Source organism: Streptomyces sp. CA-278952, assembly GCF_028747205.1.
In the GTDB taxonomy this organism is placed as follows: domain Bacteria; phylum Actinomycetota; class Actinomycetes; order Streptomycetales; family Streptomycetaceae; genus Streptomyces.
In genome coordinates this window covers 1,350,593-1,367,084 of sequence record NZ_CP112880.1, presented here as the reverse complement: position 1 = coordinate 1,367,084, position 16,492 = coordinate 1,350,593, and the positions used below count along the sequence as shown (strand labels likewise).

At 71.3% G+C, this 16,492-nt stretch carries 16 protein-coding genes and 1 pseudogene; 4 read left to right on the top strand and 13 right to left on the bottom strand.

The genetic code is table 11. The annotated features are described in order from the left end of the window. Positions 1-9 precede the first annotated feature (9 nt). From mgt to N7925_RS06000, 4 genes and pseudogenes are all read left to right on the top strand, one after another. A pseudogene (mgt, locus tag N7925_RS06015) lies at positions 10-1,246 on the top strand (macrolide-inactivating glycosyltransferase). Between the two features lie 565 nt (positions 1,247-1,811). Further along, positions 1,812-3,014: a S8 family peptidase gene (locus N7925_RS06010; protein WP_274343267.1), complete on the top strand. Its 1,203-nt coding sequence runs from the start codon at positions 1,812-1,814 to the stop codon at positions 3,012-3,014. Positions 3,015-3,377: 363 nt separating this feature from the next. Beyond that, entirely contained in the window at positions 3,378-3,926 is a 549-nt protein-coding gene (locus N7925_RS06005) for a DUF1697 domain-containing protein (RefSeq protein ID WP_274343266.1), read from the top strand. After that, positions 3,919-4,326 (top strand): nuclear transport factor 2 family protein, encoded by a 408-nt coding sequence (locus tag N7925_RS06000; protein ID WP_265598460.1) that lies wholly within the window; start codon positions 3,919-3,921, stop codon positions 4,324-4,326. The genes N7925_RS06005 and N7925_RS06000 overlap by 8 nt, the downstream gene beginning before the upstream one ends. Positions 4,327-4,363: 37 nt before the next feature. On the opposite strand, the gene N7925_RS05995 is transcribed toward N7925_RS06000, so the two are convergent. The 13 genes from N7925_RS05995 to N7925_RS05940 all read right to left on the bottom strand — a co-directional run bounded on the left by N7925_RS05995 (position 4,364) and on the right by N7925_RS05940 (position 16,096). Beyond that, the gene (locus N7925_RS05995; protein WP_274343265.1) at positions 4,364-5,116 is read right to left on the bottom strand and encodes a sirohydrochlorin chelatase; all 753 of its coding nucleotides are present in this window, start codon (positions 5,114-5,116) and stop codon (positions 4,364-4,366) included. An 8-nt stretch (positions 5,117-5,124) separates the two neighbouring features. Continuing rightward, entirely contained in the window at positions 5,125-6,051 is a 927-nt protein-coding gene (locus N7925_RS05990; protein WP_265598458.1) for an ABC transporter permease, read from the bottom strand. Then, positions 6,038-6,829, bottom strand: coding sequence for an ABC transporter ATP-binding protein (locus N7925_RS05985; RefSeq protein WP_265598457.1), 792 nt, complete (start codon positions 6,827-6,829; stop codon positions 6,038-6,040). The genes N7925_RS05990 and N7925_RS05985 overlap by 14 nt, the downstream gene beginning before the upstream one ends. Positions 6,830-6,882: 53 nt before the next feature. Further along, positions 6,883-7,998 (bottom strand): ABC transporter substrate-binding protein, encoded by a 1,116-nt coding sequence (locus tag N7925_RS05980; protein ID WP_274343264.1) that lies wholly within the window; start codon positions 7,996-7,998, stop codon positions 6,883-6,885. 238 nt (positions 7,999-8,236) lie between these two features. Continuing rightward, on the bottom strand, positions 8,237-9,589 hold the full coding sequence (locus tag N7925_RS05975) for a sulfate adenylyltransferase subunit 1 (RefSeq protein WP_274343263.1): 1,353 nt from the start codon (positions 9,587-9,589) through the stop codon (positions 8,237-8,239). Between the two features lie 2 nt (positions 9,590-9,591). Beyond that, entirely contained in the window at positions 9,592-10,527 is a 936-nt protein-coding gene (gene cysD, locus N7925_RS05970) for a sulfate adenylyltransferase subunit CysD (RefSeq protein ID WP_274343262.1), read from the bottom strand. Next, positions 10,524-11,069, bottom strand: coding sequence for an adenylyl-sulfate kinase (gene cysC, locus N7925_RS05965; protein WP_416222873.1), 546 nt, complete (start codon positions 11,067-11,069; stop codon positions 10,524-10,526). Before cysC ends, cysD begins: the two co-directional genes overlap by 4 nt. Before the next feature lie 23 nt (positions 11,070-11,092). Beyond that, positions 11,093-11,809, bottom strand: a complete 717-nt coding sequence (locus N7925_RS05960; RefSeq protein WP_274343261.1) for a phosphoadenylyl-sulfate reductase — start codon at positions 11,807-11,809, stop codon at positions 11,093-11,095. Then, positions 11,806-11,985, bottom strand: a complete 180-nt coding sequence (locus tag N7925_RS05955) for a hypothetical protein (RefSeq protein WP_265598451.1) — start codon at positions 11,983-11,985, stop codon at positions 11,806-11,808. Before N7925_RS05955 ends, N7925_RS05960 begins: the two co-directional genes overlap by 4 nt. Then, a complete protein-coding gene (locus tag N7925_RS05950) occupies positions 11,982-13,679 on the bottom strand; it encodes a nitrite/sulfite reductase (RefSeq protein ID WP_265598450.1) in 1,698 nt (565 codons plus the stop codon). Before N7925_RS05950 ends, N7925_RS05955 begins: the two co-directional genes overlap by 4 nt. Before the next feature lie 114 nt (positions 13,680-13,793). Further along, on the bottom strand, positions 13,794-13,877 hold the full coding sequence (locus N7925_RS36060; RefSeq protein WP_310738857.1) for a putative leader peptide: 84 nt from the start codon (positions 13,875-13,877) through the stop codon (positions 13,794-13,796). A gap of 190 nt (positions 13,878-14,067) precedes the next feature. Next, positions 14,068-14,664 (bottom strand): GNAT family N-acetyltransferase, encoded by a 597-nt coding sequence (locus N7925_RS05945; RefSeq protein WP_274343260.1) that lies wholly within the window; start codon positions 14,662-14,664, stop codon positions 14,068-14,070. Between the two features lie 136 nt (positions 14,665-14,800). After that, complete coding sequence (locus N7925_RS05940; RefSeq protein WP_274346403.1) at positions 14,801-16,096, bottom strand: helix-turn-helix domain-containing protein; 1,296 nt, start codon at positions 16,094-16,096, stop codon at positions 14,801-14,803. Positions 16,097-16,492 lie beyond the last annotated feature (396 nt).

The following is a 16,492-nucleotide window of genomic DNA, read 5'->3' as shown; positions in this document are numbered from 1 at the left end:
GGAACCTGGTTGCACGAGACGTCTCGTCTCGTCTACGGTGTGCGGCATGACGGAATCCCCGCGTGCCCACATCGCCATGTTCTCCATCGCCGCCCACGGACATGTGAACCCGAGCCTCGACGTCATCCGCGAACTCGTCGACCGTGGACACCGCGTCAGCTACGCCATCCCGGCCTCCTTTGCCGAGAAGGTCGCCGCCACCGGCGCCCGGCCGGTGATCTACGCCTCGACCCTGCCGACCGACGACGACCCCGATGCCTGGGGCACCGAGCTGATCGACAACATCGAACCCTTCCTCGACGACGCGCTCCAGGCGCTCCCGCGGCTCGCCGAGGCCTTCGCGGGCGACGAGCCCGACCTCGTCCTGCACGACATCACCTCCTATCCCGCCCGGGTCCTCGCCCACCGCTGGGGCGTCCCCGCCGTCTCCCTCTGGCCCAACCTGGTCCCCTGGGACGGGTACGAGCAGGAGGTCGGCGAGCCGATGACCGCCGAGCTGAAGCAGACCGAGCGCGGCAAGGCGTACTACGCGCGCTTCGACGACTGGCTCGCCGAGAACGGCCTGGGTCATGTTCCCAGCGACGACTTCGTGGCCCGCCCGCGCTTCGGCATCGTGCTGATCCCCGAGGCGCTCCAGCCGAACGCCGACCGCGTGAACCGCGAGATGTACACCTTCGTCGGGGCCTGTCAGGGCGACCGCGCGGACCAGGGGGAGTGGACCCGGCCGGACGGGGCGGAGAAGGTGCTCCTGGTGTCGCTGGGCTCCTCCTTCACCAAGCAGCCCGCGTTCTACCGGGAGTGCGTCGAGGCCTTCGGCGGCCTGCCCGGCTGGCACGTGGTGCTCCAGATCGGGGCGCACGTCGACCCCGCCGAACTCGGAGACGTACCGGGCAATGTGGAGGTGCGCACCTGGGTTCCGCAGTTGGCCGTCCTCAAGCAGGCTGACGCCTTCATCACCCACGCCGGCGCGGGCGGGAGCCAGGAGGGGCTCGCCACCGGCACCCCGATGGTCGCCGTCCCCCAGGCCGTCGACCAGTTCGGCAACGCTGACATGCTCCAGTCGCTGGGGGTGGCCCGGCATCTCCCGATGGAGGAGGCCGACGCCGCGAGCCTGCGCGAGGCCGTGCTCGCTCTGGTGAACGACCCCGAAGTGGCCGCCCGGTGCGGGCGGCTGAGCGAGCAGATGGCGCGCGAGGGCGGCACCCCGCGGGCCGCCGACCTCATCGAGGCCGAGCTGTCGCGCTGAGCGGAATCGCCTGAGCGCTATCCGGACGTTCTCCGTCCCGCCCCGTGCGCCGCGCCCAGCGGCCTCCCGGGGCGGGACATCCGTGTTTCGGCTCTGTGAAGCCCCCGTCGTGGCGGGTCCGGTCGGCGCATCTGCACGCATACCCTCGCGACTTCACACCAGGGTCCACGTGTTCACCCCTCTCGCGCACACCTTCACGGACCTTCACGGGTCTTCACGCATGGTCACTCCCGCCCCACAGGCCACAGTGGGGGCCCGGCGATGGCCGGGCGGATGGCAACCGAATCTTCAACTACGGCTCTGAGCAAGGGATATGAAAGGCGGTACGCCCTCGCGGGGTGGCTCGATACCGCTCGATCCGGGTGGGTCGGACGTTCGGCGACTGTCCCCGGCCGTTGTGACCAGCCATGGCCGATTTCTTATTACGAAACGTTGTTGAGCAAGTGTGCCCACGTGAGGGTCTTGATCTGTGCCCGTCAATCGGTCAGGGTTTTGAGCCAGCCCCCGGAGATCTTCCGGCCGAGGGCCAATCCCCCCACAGAGTTTGACGAGGAGACCCCTCTTCATGGCCAAGCACCAGCGCACCCGTCGCATCAAGCTGACCGCCGCGATCACCGCCGTGGCGGCCGCCGCCGGAGCCACCCTTCTCGGCACCTCGTACGCCGGAGCCGCACCGGCTCCCTTGGGCACGGTCTACGGCGCGGACGCCGCGACCGCCGTGTCCGGCAGCTACATCGTGATGCTGGACGAGAAGAAGGCCGACAAGTCCGAGCTCGCGAAGGAGTACGGCGGCAAGCTCAAGCGCACCTACTCCTCCAGCATCAACGGCTTCTCCGCCAGCGGCCTTTCGGAGACCGAGGCCAAGCGCCTCGCCGCCGACCCGGCCGTCGCCAAGGTGGTGCAGAACAAGAAGTTCAGCATCGACGCCACCCAGGACAACCCGCCGTCCTGGGGTCTGGACCGGATCGACCAGACCGAGACCGCGGGCGACAACGCCTACACCTACCCGGACGCCGGCGGCGAGGGCGTCACCGCGTACGTCATCGACACCGGCGTCCGCGTCACCCACGAGGACTTCGAGGGCCGCGCCACCTCCGGCTTCGACGCCATCGACAACGACGACGACGCCGACGACGGCAACGGGCACGGCACCCACGTGGCGGGAACCATAGCCGGGACCGCGCACGGCGTCGCCAAGAAGGCGAACATCGTGGCCGTCCGCGTCCTGGACGACAGCGGCTCGGGCACCACCGAGCAGGTCATCGCCGGGATCGACTGGGTCGCCGCCAACGCCAAGGGTCCGTCCGTCGCCAACATGAGCCTCGGCGGCGGCGCCGACCCCGCCCTCGACGCGGCCGTCCAGAAGGCCATCGCCGCGGGCATCACCTTCGGTGTGGCCGCCGGCAACGAGTCCAGCGACGCCGGGCAGGGCTCGCCCTCCCGCGTCCCCGAGGCGATCACCGTCGCCTCGTCCACGGAGGCCGACGAGCAGTCGTCGTTCTCCAACTACGGCCCGGTCGTCGACATCTACGCCCCCGGCTCGGACATCACGTCCACCTGGAACGACAGCGACACCGGCACCAACACCATCTCCGGTACGTCCATGGCCACCCCGCACGTCGTCGGCGCGGCCGCCGTCTACCTGGCGGGCAACCAGGACGCCACCCCGGAGGCCGTCGCCACGGCGCTCACCGAGGGAGCCACCCCGGACGCCATCAGCAACGCCACCGAGGGCACGGCCAACAAGCTCCTCAAGGTCGTCGAGTAGCACCCCGGTTCCGACCGGACGCCGGGCGGCAGGGGCCGTACTCCCGCCGCCCGGCCCCCGCGCACAGCGGCCGCCGCGCTCTCCCCCACGGGGCGCGGCGGCTGCGCCGTTTCCGGCCGGCCCCGACGATCGCCCTGACCCGCTCCCCGATCCGGCCAATCCGGCCGGATCCCCGCGCGAGGGCCCAAGGTCTGTCCCGTAATCCCTGGCGGGCGCACGACGACAGCTACGGCACCTCGCCGCGTTGTCGGAACATCCCCCTACATCCAGTATGCGGACGTCCCTCCGCCTTGCGATGCACCGCATCCGACGCCGCGCGCTGATCCACCAGGGATTACGGGACAGCCCTTAGGGTGAGTGGCCATGACGACGACGTACGCGGCGCTGCTGCGGGGGATCAACGTGAGCGGCAGCAAGAGGGTCCCCATGCCCGAACTGCGCACCGTGCTCACCGAACTGGGACACACCGGCATCGCCACCCATCTGCAGAGCGGCAACGCCGTCTTCCGGAGCGGGAGCGACGACGAGGACGCGCTGGCCGCAGCCCTGGAGAAGGCGCTGCACCGGCGGTTCGGCTTCGCCGTCGACTGCCTCGTCCGGGACGCCGGCTATCTCGCCGCCGTCGCGGAAGCCTGCCCCTTCCCCGCCGCCGAGCTGGAGGGCAAGCAGCTCCACGTCACCTTCTTCGACCGGCCCGTGAGCGCTGACCGCTTCGCGGGCCTGGAAGCCGGGGACTTCCTGCCGGAGGAGTTCCGGCTCGGCGACCGCTGCCTGTACCTGTACGCCCCCGACGGGCTCGGCCGCTCCAAGCTGGCGGTCGCGCTGGGCCGCCCCCGCCACGTCAAGGGCCTCAACCTCACCAGCCGCAACTGGAACACCGTGGCGAAACTCGTGGAGCTGACCCGTGGCTGAGCCGTCGCCCGCCGTGGCCGCAGCCATCGAGGGCGAGCTGCGCCTGCTGGACCCGGTGGTACGGGCCTCCGCCGAGCTCCTCGCCTCGCTGCTGCACCCCGAGTTCCGGGAGATCGGCACCAGCGGCCGGCTCTGGACCCGGGAGACGATCATCGCCTCGCTCACCGCGGACGACGCCCCGCGCCCCGGCCCGCTCACCGCCTCCCGGATGCGGGGGGCGCAGCTCGGCGCCGACCTGGTGCACCTCACCTTCGACACCGAGTCCAAGGGGGTCCACTCGCACCGCAGCTCCCTGTGGCGGCTGACCCCCGAGGGCTGGCGGCTCTACTTCCACCAGGCGACGCCGTTCGGCGACGGCCCGCCCGGCAGCCCCCTCGACGGCCCTTCCCCCGAGGCCTGATCGCTGATCGGCCGAGAGCCACCCCCGCCCTGATGCCTCAGGCCGACAGCGAGGCGAGGTCCGTCACCCGCGCCTCGTCGTACCGGTCCAGCAGCAGCCGCGCCAACTCCGGCGCGGGGCCCAGCACATCGGCCAGGACGTCAGCCCCGGCCGCCTCGGCGCCCGCCGCGATGCGGTCGGGGAGCCGGCCGGGCGCGATGACGTACGGGGCCACCGCCACCCGGCGCACGCCGTCGGCGCGCAGCGCCCGTACGGCTTCCTCGGTGGTGGGAAGGGAAGCGGAGGCGAACGCAGGCCGCACGGCGCACCAACCGGTGTGCCGCAGCTCCCGCGCGATTTCAGCGATCACTGCGATCGCCTCCGGGTCTGTGGATCCCGCCGAGGCCAGGACGAGCCCGGTCCGGGGGAGGTCGCCGGGACGGATCCCGGCCTCCCGCAGCCGCCGCCCCAGCGTGGCGTTCAGCAGCGGGGACGGGCCGAGCACGTCGGCCTGCCGGATGCTCAGCCGGGGCAGCCGGGCCCGGGCCTCGCGCAGCACCGAGGGGATGTCGGTCTTGGCGTGGAACGCCCGGGTGAGCAGCAGCGGAAGGGCGACGATCTCGTCCGCCCCCTCCGCGGCCAGCCGCTCCAGCACCCGGGGCACGGACGGGGCGTTGAACTCCAGGTACGCGGTCTCCACACGCAGCCCCGGCCGCGTCGCCCGGACCCGCTCGGTGAGCGCGTGCACAGTCGCGGCGTGCCGCGGGTCGCGGCTGCCGTGGGCGATGACGAGGAGAGTGGGGTGCGTCATGGGAGGGCTCAGTTCTTGACGAGGAGACCGCGGCTGCGCAGTACCCACCGCTCCAGCGGACTGAAGATGAGCAGGTCGATCGCGATGCCGACGAACAGGATGAGCAGGATCGAGAGGAAGATCCCGGGCATGTCGAAGTTGCTGCGGCCGTTCTCCAGCAACTGCCCCAGCCCCAGCCCCAGTTCGGGGGAGGAGGCGATGATCTCGGCGGCCATCAGCGAGCGCCAGGAGAACGCCCAGCCCTGCTTGAGACCCGCCAGATAGCCGGGCAGCGCCGCCGGGAGCACGATGTGCCAGGTCCCACGCAGCCCGGTCGCGCCCAGCGTGCGGCCGGCCCGGAGGAACAGCGGCGGCACCTGGTCGACGCCGGAGACCAGCCCGTTGGCGATCGAGGGCACCGCGCCCAGCAGGATCACCGCGAACATCATCTGGTCGTTCAGCCCGAGCCAGATCACCGCCGGGGCCACCCACGCCACCGACGGCAGCGACTGGAGCCCGGACAGGATCGGGCCGATCGCCGCCCGGATCAGCTTCACCCGGGCGACCAGCAGCCCCAGCGGCGTACCGATGGCGACCGCGAGGAGGAAGCCGAGCAGACCCCGCGAGACGCTGGTCCAGACGACCTCCAGCAGCGTGCCCGCCAGCCACATCTCCCGCGCGCTGTTCCACACCGCGGACGGCGGCGGCAGCTTGTAGACCTCCGTGACCTGGGCGCGGACGAGCAGTTCCCAGATCACCAGGACGAGCGCCACCGCCACGACCGGCGGCAGCACCTTGCGCAGGAGGACCTCACGCACCGGGGTGCGGTTGATCTGCACGGCGTCCAGGGCGTCGAGCCCGGCCTCCAGACCCGCCAGATCGTCGGGCTTCGCGCCGCCCGGTCCGGCCGACTCGTCCGGCCGTTTCCGGCTCGACGTGATGTCAGTGCTGGCCATGTCGGCGGATCTCCCCACGCAGTTCTTCGGTGATCTCGACGGACAGCTCCGCCACGGCGGTGTCCTCGATACGGCGCGGCTGCTCGATGTCGACCGTCCACTCCCGGGCGATCCGGCCCGGCCGGGACGAGAGCAGCACGACGCGCTGGGCGAGCCGTACGGCCTCGCGCACGTTGTGCGTGACGAAGAGGACCGAGGCGTTCGTCTCCCGCCAAATCCGGGTCAGCTCGTCGTGCAGCACATCGCGGGTGATGGCGTCGAGTGCCGCGAACGGCTCGTCCATCAGCAGCAGTTGACTGTCCTGGGCGAGGGCGCGGGCCATCGCGACGCGCTGCCGCATGCCACCGGACAGCTCGTGCACCCGCTTGCCGTACGCGCCGCCGAGACGGACGAGTTCGAGCAGCCGTTCCGCTTCGGCGCGGCGCGCGGACTTGGGCACCCCGCGCAGCCGCAGGGCCAGTTCGATGTTCTTGCCCGCGGTCAGCCACGGGAAGAGGGCGTGCTCCTGGAACATCAGGGCCGGCCGCCCACCGGGGGTCTCGATGGACCCCTTGGACGGGCGGTCGAGTCCGGCCACCAGATTGAGCAGCGTCGACTTTCCGCACCCGGAGGCTCCCAGGAGGGTGACGAACTCGCCCGGAGCGACATCGAGCGTGATGTCGTCCAGGACGAGCTGCTGACCGGTGGGTCCGGCGAAGGACTTCGAGACGTGCGCGAGACGGGCGGCATGCCCGACCGTCGTCCGGTCCTCGGCCTTGGTGAGGGTGGTGGTCGCCATGGTCGTCACCTCCTGGGAATCCTGGTTTCTGGTTCCTGGTACGGATGGGCGGGTTACTTGACGCCGAGACCGGCGTCGGCGACCTCGGGCCTGCCCTCGGCCTTGAGGATCTTGTTCAGCGGGCCCAGGTCGTAGATGCCCTGGAGGTCCGGCTCCTTGAGCAGACCGGACTTCACCGCGTACCCGGCCTGCGTCTTGAGCGTGCCGGCCAGCGGGTCGTCGGTGATCTCGATGGACTCCCACGCCGGGTCGAGGATCTCCTTGGGCAGCGGCTTGCCGCTCAGGTTCTCCAGCGCCTTGTTGGCGGACGCCTTCGCCTCTTCGGGGTTGGCGTTGATCCACTTGTTGGTGGCGACCGAACCCTTCAGCACCGCCTCGACCACGTCCGGGTGCTCGTCGAGGAACCTCTGCGACACGATGATGTTCGTGATCACGAACTTCTTGTCCGGCCACAGGTCCTTCTCGTCGAGGAGCACCTTCGCGCCCTCGGACACCAGCTTGGACGCGGTCGGTTCGGGCACCCAGGCGCCGTCCAGATCACCGGACCTGTAGGCGTCGGGCGTCACCTTGTTGTCCGAGCGGACCACGGAGACGTCGCCCTGGCCGCTCTGGGCGTCGACCTTCCAGCCCTTCTCGGAGATCCAGTTGAGGAAGGCCACGTCCTGGGTGTTGCCGACCTGCGGGGTGGCGATCTTCTTGCCCTTGAGGTCGTCCGGAGTCTTGATCCTGTCCGGGTTCACGACCAGCTTCACCCCGCCGGAGGCCGAGCCGGAGATGATCCGCAGCCCCTTGCCCTGGGACTTGCTGAAGCCGTTGACGGAGGGGGAGGGGCCGATGAACCCGATGTCGATGGACCCGGCGTTCAGCGCCTCGATCTCGGAGGGGCCCGCGTTGAAGGTCGTGGACTCGACCTGGGTGCCGCCCAGTTCCTTCTGAATGGTGCCTTCCTGGATGCCGACCAGGGCGGTGGCGTGCGTGAGGTTCGGGAAGTAGCCGATCTTCACGGTGTCCGAGGAGAGCTTCTTCCCCTTGGCGGAGACGTTCGCCTTCTCGGCGCCGTCGTCCTTGGCCTCGGAGCCGTAGCCGCAGGCGGTGGCCGCCAGGGCGAGCAGCGGCAGCGCCGCGACGGCGGCGATGGAGCGGCGAACGGTGGAACGGGGGGCAGGCACGGGAGGCTTTCCTCTCGTTGGCCCGGCGCTCACGTCCCGCTGTCTGGGTCAGGGGGGCGTGGCCGGGAGGTCGGCGGGGCTTCGGCGGTACGGACGGTGCGGGTGATTCGGACGGGCGCGCGAGCAGTGCGCGTACGACTTCACGCACATCGCCCGACCCCGCCCTGACCACTGCCGAGAACGCCGCTGCCGACCCGTCCGCCCTCCTTCGCGAAGGTGGCGAAGAAGTCGGTGGCCATCAGAAGTCCCATGCGGCGTCGTCGTCGGCGGCCGGGGCGACGGCTTCGGCGACCGCGGCGAACGAGGCGCCCGCCATGCCGGCGCTCAGCGTCGTACCGTCCGCCGGGTCGATCAGGAGGAACGAACCAGTGCGCCGGGAGTCCGCGTAGGCGTCGAGCGCGAGCGGCTCGGCGGTGCGCACGACGACCCGCCCGATGTCGTTGGCGACCAGCTGCCCGGGGGCGGGGTGCTGGGAGAGGTCGTCCAGGGTGAGCCGGGAGGGGATGTCCTTGACGATCGCCTTGACCGTACGGGTGGTGTGCTTGAGCAGCACCCGCTGGCCCACCGAGAGCGGCTGGTCGGCGACGTGGCAGACGGTCGCCTCGACGTCCCTGGTGACGGCGGGGGAGTCCTCGGCCGGAGCGATCAGGTCGCCGCGCGAGATGTCGATGTCGTCGGCCAGCCGCAGCGTCACCGACTGCGGGGCCCAGGCGATGTCGACGCTCTCCCCGAGCGCGTCGATGCCCGTGATGGTGGTGGTGCGCCCCGAGGGGAGCACGGAGACGGGCTCGCCGACCCGGAACACCCCGGCGGCGATCTGACCGGCGTAGCCCCGGTAGTCGGGGTGCTCGGCGCTCTGCGGGCGGATCACGTACTGCACGGGGAAGCGCGCGTGGCAGGCGGTGAGGTCGTGGCTGACCGGCACCGTCTCCAGGTGCTCCAGGACGGTCGGCCCGCCGTACCAGTCCATGTGCGCCGACGGCTCCACCACGTTGTCCCCGGCCAGCGCCGAGATCGGGATCGCGGTGATCTCCGGGACGCCGAGCGAAGCGGCGTACGCGGTGAACTCCTCGGCTATCGAGGCGAAGACGGGCTCCGCGTAGTCGACGAGGTCCATCTTGTTGACCGCCAGCACCACGTGCGGGACGCGCAGCAGCGCGGCGACGGCGGCGTGCCGGCGGGTCTGCTCGACGACCCCGTTGCGGGCGTCGACCAGGACCACGGCCAGCTCCGCCGTGGAGGCGCCGGTCACCATGTTGCGGGTGTACTGCACATGGCCCGGGGTGTCCGCGAGGATGAACCGGCGGCGTGTGGTGGCGAAGTAGCGGTAGGCGACGTCGATCGTGATGCCCTGCTCGCGCTCGGCCCGCAGCCCGTCGGTCAGCAGCGCCAGGTCCGGCGCTTCCTGGCCGCGCTTCAGCGAGGCCTGCTCGACGGCCTCCAGCTGGTCGGTGAGGATCGACTTGGAGTCGTGCAGCAGGCGTCCCACGAGGGTGGACTTGCCGTCGTCGACCGACCCGGCCGTGGCGAAGCGCAGCAGGGTGGTGGCCGACACGTCGGCGAACTGCTCGGTGGTCGTGGTCGTGGTCATGGTTAGAAGTACCCCTCGCGCTTGCGGTCTTCCATCGCGGCCTCGGACATCTTGTCGTCGGCGCGGGTCGCGCCCCGCTCGGTGAGCCGGGAGGCGGCGATCTCGGTGATCACGGCGTCCAGCGTGGTGGCGTCGGAGTCGACGGCGCCGGTGCAGGACATGTCGCCGACCGTGCGGTAGCGCACCAGACGGGTCTCGGTGGACTCGTGCTCCTTGGGACCGCCCCAGTGCCCGGCGGTCAGCCACATGCCGTTGCGGTCGAAGACCTCGCGCTCATGGGCGAAGTAGATCTCCGGGAGCTCGATCCCCTCCCGCTCGATGTACTGCCAGACGTCCAGCTCGGTCCAGTTGGAGATCGGGAAGACCCGCACGTGTTCGCCGGGGGCGTGCCGGCCGTTGTAGAGCTGCCACAGTTCGGGCCGCTGGCGGCGAGGGTCCCACTGGGAGAACTCGTCGCGCAGCGAGAAGACCCGCTCCTTGGCCCGCGCCTTCTCCTCGTCGCGCCGCCCGCCGCCGAACACCGCGTCGAAGCGGTGCTGCTGGATGGCCTCGGTCAGCGGGACCGTCTGGAGCGGGTTGCGGGTGCCGTCGGGGCGCTCGCGGAGCTTCCCGGCGTCGATGTACTCCTGCACGGAGGCGACGTGCAGCCGCAGCCCGTGGTTCTTCACCGTGCGGTCGCGGTACTCCAGGACCTCGGGGAAGTTGTGCCCGGTGTCCACGTGCAGCAGCGTGAACGGCACCGGCGCGGGCGCGAACGCCTTGAGCGCCAGGTGCAGCATCACGATGGAGTCCTTGCCGCCGGAGAACAGGATCACCGGCCGCTCGAACTCTCCCGCCACCTCGCGGAAGATGTGGACCGCCTCCGACTCCAGGGAGTCCAGGTGGCTGAGCGCGTACGGGTTGACGGTGCCTTCCGGCACGGTGGCGACGGTGCTCACGCCAGGCCCCTCTCGGTGAGCAGCGCGTGGAGCGCCGCTGCGGACTCCTGCACGGTCTGCTGGTGCGACTCGATCCGCAGGTCGGGCGATTCGGGCGCCTCGTAGGGGTCGTCGACCCCGGTGAGACCGCTGATCTCGCCGGCCGCCTGCTTGGCGTACAGCCCCTTCACATCGCGTACGGAGCACACCTCGACGGGCGTCGCGACGTGCACCTCCAGATAGGTGGTGGACTCGGCGGCGTGCCGCTTGCGGACGGCCTCGCGGCTGTCGGCGAACGGGGCGATGACGGGGACCAGCACCTTCACGCCGTTGGCGGCGAGCAGCTCGGCGACGAAGCCGACCCGGGCCACGTTGGTGTGCCGGTCCTCGCGGGAGAAGCCGAGGCCCGCGGAGAGGAACTCGCGGATCTCGTCGCCGTCGAGCACCTCCACCCGGTGTCCCTCGGTCCGCAGCCGGCCCGCCAGCTCGTACGCGATGGTGGTCTTGCCCGCGCTCGGCAGACCGGTCAGCCAGATCGTGGCTCCCGTCTCCGTCACGCTCATCGAATTCTCCTGATCAGTCGTCATCAGCCGTGCAGCCCGCATTCGGTCTTGCCCCGTCCGGCCCAGCGGCCGGCCCGTGCGTCCTCGCCCTCCAGCACCCGGCGGGTGCAGGGCGCGCAGCCGACGGAGGCGTAACCGTCCATCAGCAGCGGGTTGGTGAGCACCCCGTGCTCGGCGACGTAGGCGTCCACGTCGTCCTGGGTCCAGCGGGCGATGGGGGAGACCTTCACCTTGCGGCGCTTGGCGTCCCAGCCGACGACCGGGGTGTTCGCCCGGGTCGGGGACTCGTCGCGGCGCAGGCCCGTCGCCCACGCGGCGTACGCGGTCAGGCCGTCCTCCAACGGCTTCACCTTGCGCAGCGCGCAGCACAGGTCGGGGTCGCGGTCGTGCAGCTTCTCGCCGTGCTCAACGTCCTGTTCGGCCACGGTCTGCCGGGGGGTGATCGTGATGACGTTGACGTCCATCACCGCGTCCACCGCGTCCCGGGTCCCGATGGTCTCCGGGAAGTGGTAGCCGGTGTCCAGGAAGACCACGTCCACGCCCGGCATCACCCGGGACGCCAGATGGGCGACCACGGCGTCCTCCATCGAGGAGGTGACGCAGAAGCTCGGCCCGAAGGTGTCGCTCGCCCACTTCAGGATCGTGAGTGCGGAGGCGTCCTCCAGCTCCCGTCCGGCCTCCTCGGCCAGATCCCGAAGGTCCTCGTCACTGAGCTGCCCGAACAGCAGAGTGTCCGTCATATCGCGTCTCCCTCACCGTCGTTGCGCTGAACGCCCCGGGTCAGCAGACCCAGGAACTTCAGCTGGAACGCACGGTTGCAGGAAGTACATTCCCAGGCGCCGTGACCGGTCTCGTTGGGGCGCAGGTCCTCGTCGCCGCAGTACGGGCAGTAGAACGGGGCGGCTCGCTCGCTCATGACAGCGACTCCGCACTGGCCCGGGCCGCCCAGGCCGCGAAACGCTCGCCGTCCTCGCGCTCCTCCTGGAAGCGGCCGAGCACCCGCTCGACGTAGTCGGGCAGTTCGGCCGAAGTGACCTTCAGGCCACGCACCTTGCGGCCGAACCCGGCCTCCAGGCCGAGCGCCCCGCCGAGGTGCACCTGGTAACCCTCGACCTGGTTGCCGCTCTCGTCGAGCATCAACTGGCCCTTGAGGCCGATGTCCGCGACCTGGATGCGGGCGCAGGCGTTCGGGCAGCCGTTGATGTTGATGGTGATCGGGTGGTCGAACTCCGGGATGCGGCGCTCCAGTTCGTCGATGAGGGCGGCGCCGCGCGCCTTCGTCTCGACGATCGCCAGCTTGCAGAACTCGATGCCGGTGCAAGCCATCGTGCCGCGCCGGAACGGGGACGGGGTGACCTTGAGGTCGAGCGCCTCCAGTCCGGAGACCAGGGACTCCACCTGCTCCTCGGCCACGTCGAGCACGATCATCTTCTGCTCGGCGGTGGTCCGCACCCGGCCGGAGCCGTGCGCGTCGGCCAGCTCGGCGATCTTGGTGAGCGTGGAGCCGTCGACCCGGCCGACCCGCGCGGCGAAGCCGACGTAGAAACGGCCGTCCTTCTGCCGGTGCACCCCGAGGTGGTCGCGCCAGGTCTGGGCGGGCTCCTCGGGCGCGGGGCCGTCGATCAGCTCGCGCTTCAGGTACTCGTCCTGAAGGATCTGGCGGAACTTCTCCGGGCCCCAGTCCGCGACCAGGAACTTCAGGCGGGCGCGGGTGCGCAGCCGCCGGTAGCCGTAGTCGCGGAAGATCGCGATGACCCCGCCGTACACGTCGGGCACCTCGTCCAGCGGCACCCAGGCGCCGAGCCGCACCCCGAGCTTGGGGTTGGTGGAGAGACCGCCGCCGACCCAGAGGTCGAAGCCGGGGCCGTGCTCCGGGTGGTCCACGCCGACGAAGGCGATGTCGTTGATCTCGTGCGCCACGTCCAGGTGCGGGGAGCCGGAGATCGCCGTCTTGAACTTGCGGGGCAGGTTGGAGAAGTCGGGGTTGCCGATGAACCGCCGCTGGATCTCGTCGATGGCGGGTGTGCCGTCGATGATCTCGTTCTCCGCGACGCCCGCGACGGGCGAGCCGAGGATCGTGCGGGGTGTGTCACCGCAGGCCTCGGTGGTGGACAGGCCCACCTCTTCGAGCCGCCGCCAGATCTCCGGCACGTCCTCGATGCGGATCCAGTGGTACTGCACGTTCTGCCGGTCGGTGAGGTCGGCGGTGCCCCGCGCGAACTCCTGGGAGATCTCCCCGATCACCCGCAGCTGCCGCGTGGTCAGCCGGCCGCCGTCGATGCGGACGCGCAGCATGAAGTACTCGTCGTCCAGCTCCTCCGGCTCCAGCACGGCCGTCTTGCCGCCGTCGATGCCGGGCTTGCGCTGGGTGTACAGCCCCCACCAGCGCATGCGTCCGCGCAGGTCGTTCGGGTCGATGGAGTCGAAGCCGCGCTTGGAGTAGATCGTCTCAATACGTGTCCGTACGTTGAGACCGTCGTCGTCCTTCTTGAACTGCTCGTTCCCGTTCAGGGGGGTGTGGTGGCCCACGGCCCACTGGCCCTCGCCGCGGTGGCGTCCGGCCTTGCGGCGGGGCGTGGTGGTCGCAGGCTGTTCCGGGGTAGCGGCCATGACAATACGTCCTTCGGGACTGCGGGAGGGCGGCTCTGAGCGGCACACTCGCGCTGAGGCGCGGCGGTGCGCGGGACGGTTCAGAGGGAAGAGGGGGCGGCGGTGCTGGGACTCTCAGCTCGCCGGACAGATGGCGCTGGACATGCGGCAGAGGTCGACGTGGCGTCGACTCACCAAGGCAATTCCAGTTCCAGGCATGGCGGAAGCGTGTCACGCGCATCTCGGGGCAGTCCACCACTATCCGCTATGTGGACGGCTGGGTCTCGGAGAGTGGGACGATGTGGTGCTGGTCACGGAGTGCGGCCCTGGCAAAGGCGACGAAACGCCCACCTGGCAGCCGTGAGGGCGGTGGAGCCACCGCTCCACCGCCCTCAGAGGTCACGGATGATCAGGAGGAGTACGCCCCGGGCCAAGGCCCCGGCGTCGCCACGTCCGGCTCCACCTCGGTCTTCGTGTCGAAGAGCCGGAAGCCGCGCCGCAGATAGTTGTCCATCGCGTGCGGGCCGTCCTTCGAGCAGGTGTGCAGCCACACCCGCTTCGTCACCGGCCGCTCCGGCCAGCGCTCGGCCAAGTCCCAGGCGCGCGCCACCCCGTAACCGAGGAGGTGGCCGCCGATCCGCCGCCCCCGGAACGCCGGGATCAGCCCGAAGTACATGATCTCGACCACGCCGTCGTCCTGCGGGTCCAGCTCGACGTACCCGGCCGGCGTCCCGTTCTCGTACGCCACCCAGGTCTCCGCCCCCGGCCGCTCCAGAGCCTCCTGCCACTGGGCGTACGTCATGCCCAGCCGGTCGGTCCAGTGGATGTCGCCGCCCACGGCGGAGTAGAGGAACCGGCTGAACTCCGGCAGCACCACCTCGGACCGGACGATGCGCAGATCGCCCTCCGGTACGGCGGCGGGCCGGAGATCGCCGGGCGAGGTCTGTTCCAGCGACCAGACGGTCACCTCGGTGGTCGGGGCTGCGGGCTGCGGGGTATCGCTCATGACGGCCAGAGAACCATGCCGCCGCCCACCCCCGCACGGCGGCCCCCGCCCGGAAAGGCCACGGCCCCAACGCCCGCCCCCGCACGCCCGGCGGCCCCGGTCCGGGGAGACCACGGCCCCCATCGGGCCGGCCCTCTCAGGCGGTCGGAGCCGCCCCGCGGGCCTCCACCACCACGGGCGCCCTGGAGTGCGGCAGCAGATCCGCGCGGTCCTGCGGGTGGATCACCTCCACCTCCACCCCGTCCCCGAAGCGGTACGGGCGGTGGGCCAGCACCTCCGCCAGCTGACGCCGCAGCCGGGAGACCTCGGCCCGGACCGTCACCGTCCGGGTCCCGTCCCCGAAGATGTCCCGCGCCAGCTCCGAGGCCGACCGCCCCTGCCGGTGCACCGCCAGCGCGTACAACAACTCCGCGTGACGCGGCGAGAGCCGCTCGGTGCGGCTCCCCAGCGGCCCCGTCACCTGCACGGCGAGCGACCGCGGCCGGCTCAGGTCCAGCACCACCCGCCGCGGCGCCCCCTCCGTGCCGCCGTCGTCCACCTGAACCAGCCAGCCGCCCGGCAGCGGCTCGACCCGGCACATGCCGAGCGAGGGCAGCCACACCGGCCCCGGCCCCAGTGACTTCGGCAACGGCAGCCGGTCCACGGGGGCCATCCCGGTCACCGCCGCCAGCCGCCCGTGCACGTCCACCGCCAGCGCCCGCCCGCCGATCCGGCACAGGATCGGCGCGGCCACCGCGCGCAGCCGCTCGATCTCCGCCAGGTGACGGGTGCGGATCTCGCCCTCGGCGAGCCGGGCCACCGAGTCGACCAGGGCCAGCGTCGCGGGGTGGAACGTGGACGCCGGACCGCTGATGTCCACGATCCCGATCAGCCGGCCGTCGCGCGGATCCCGGACCGGGGCCGCCGCACAGGTCCAGCCGTGCAGCGCCCGGATGAAGTGCTCGGCCGAGTGGACCTGGACGGGGACCCGGGCGGCCAGCGCCGTCCCGATCGCGTTCGTCCCGGTCGCCGCCTCGGCCCAGTCCGCCCCTTCCTCCAGGCAGATGGCGTGGGCCCGGCGCAGCACCCCCATATGGCCCTGCCGCCACAGCACCCGGCCCTCGGTGTCGGTCACCACCAGGATCTGCTGCGCGGCATCCGCGATCGAGGCCAGCCCCGCCCGCAGCAACGGCATCAGCTCGCCGAGCGCCGTGCTGTGGCGCCGGTGCTCGATCTCGTCCGCCTGCAACAGCTCGCTCTCCGGCGACTGGTCGGGGTCGATACCGCTGCGCACCACCCGGTCCCAGGAGGCGTCGATCTCCGCCCGGGGCGCGACCTCGGACCGGGCCCCCGCCAGCCGCGCCTCCCGCGCCCGGTGGAGCGACCGGGCCGCCTGGCGGCCCGCCCCCTGGCCCGTCACCCGCACCACCCCCGCAGAACCTGTCTCCGTCATGGTCCCCGTTCCCCCCGAACGCTGCCCCGCCCGGCCCATCCTGCCGGTCACCTGGCCGGACCGCCGATCAGTCCACACAATGGTTGCAACCCTTTGCAACTCTGGCCAGGTCCCGCGGCTCCGTACAAGAGTGGCGGGAACACTGTGCGCCGGGCCTGTCCCGGCCGCCCGGTGTCGCAGAAGCATGGAGGGTGGTGCCGTGTCGGCGCAGCACCACCCTCCGTCGCTTCCCCGCCCGCACGAGCCTGCCGAACGTACTTCGCGGCGGGCACCGCGAGCCGCAGGAAGCCGTCCGACATCGGCGCCGAACAGAACCCCCGGTGACCGGTGAGCAGCTATGCGCCCCGAGCCCGCGGCCCGGCCGAACTCGCCGAGCGCCGCCGGCGCCACCGGTAG

Excerpts from the sequence above, each read along its gene's own strand:
- N7925_RS36060 (WP_310738857.1), bottom strand. The coding sequence starts at position 13,877 with ATGCCTGGAACTGGAATTGCCTTGGTGAGTCGACGCCACGTCGACCTC.
- N7925_RS05945 (WP_274343260.1), bottom strand. The coding sequence starts at position 14,664 with ATGAGCGATACCCCGCAGCCCGCAGCCCCGACCACCGAGGTGACCGTC.
- N7925_RS05995 (WP_274343265.1), bottom strand. The coding sequence starts at position 5,116 with ATGACGCACCCCACTCTCCTCGTCATCGCCCACGGCAGCCGCGACCCG.
- N7925_RS05940 (WP_274346403.1), bottom strand. The coding sequence starts at position 16,096 with ATGACGGAGACAGGTTCTGCGGGGGTGGTGCGGGTGACGGGCCAGGGG.
- N7925_RS05950 (WP_265598450.1), bottom strand. The coding sequence starts at position 13,679 with ATGGCCGCTACCCCGGAACAGCCTGCGACCACCACGCCCCGCCGCAAG.
- N7925_RS05955 (WP_265598451.1), bottom strand. The coding sequence starts at position 11,985 with ATGAGCGAGCGAGCCGCCCCGTTCTACTGCCCGTACTGCGGCGACGAG.
- N7925_RS05975 (WP_274343263.1), bottom strand. The coding sequence starts at position 9,589 with ATGACCACGACCACGACCACCGAGCAGTTCGCCGACGTGTCGGCCACC.
- N7925_RS06010 (WP_274343267.1), top strand. The coding sequence starts at position 1,812 with ATGGCCAAGCACCAGCGCACCCGTCGCATCAAGCTGACCGCCGCGATC.
- N7925_RS05990 (WP_265598458.1), bottom strand. The coding sequence starts at position 6,051 with ATGGCCAGCACTGACATCACGTCGAGCCGGAAACGGCCGGACGAGTCG.
- N7925_RS05985 (WP_265598457.1), bottom strand. The coding sequence starts at position 6,829 with ATGGCGACCACCACCCTCACCAAGGCCGAGGACCGGACGACGGTCGGG.
- cysC (WP_416222873.1), bottom strand. The coding sequence starts at position 11,069 with ATGAGCGTGACGGAGACGGGAGCCACGATCTGGCTGACCGGTCTGCCG.
- N7925_RS05960 (WP_274343261.1), bottom strand. The coding sequence starts at position 11,809 with ATGACGGACACTCTGCTGTTCGGGCAGCTCAGTGACGAGGACCTTCGG.
- N7925_RS06005 (WP_274343266.1), top strand. The coding sequence starts at position 3,378 with ATGACGACGACGTACGCGGCGCTGCTGCGGGGGATCAACGTGAGCGGC.